Source organism: Microbacterium sp. IEGM 1404 (genome assembly GCF_030056775.1).
Lineage (GTDB): Bacteria > Actinomycetota > Actinomycetes > Actinomycetales > Microbacteriaceae > Microbacterium.
In genome coordinates this window covers 1-215 of record NZ_JASHKP010000035.1, presented here as the reverse complement: position 1 = coordinate 215, position 215 = coordinate 1, and the positions used below count along the sequence as shown (strand labels likewise).

The window sequence follows — 215 nt, the reverse complement described above, 5'->3', positions numbered from 1 at the left end:
GAGCGACTGGTCGTACGACAGCGACGCCGACGTGATGTGCAGCGTGTTCGCGGTGTTCGCCGTGCGCATCAGCACGGGGTACTTGCCGGGTTCCTTCACCGTCACCGGCACGCTGTTCTCGGTCGCGCGGGGGAGCCCGATGAACGAGCCCCGGAGCGTCCCGAAGACAGCGGGCGTGATCATGCCGGTGCGGGTCCACTTGCTGTTCGAGCACA

General features: G+C 67.0%; 1 protein-coding gene. It reads right to left on the bottom strand.

Features of this window, described 5'->3' with window-relative positions:
- Positions 1–183, bottom strand: a 183-nt coding sequence (locus tag QM517_RS18170) for a hypothetical protein (RefSeq protein ID WP_283289565.1), incomplete at its 3' end; no start/stop codon positions are given.
- Positions 184–215 lie beyond the last annotated feature (32 nt).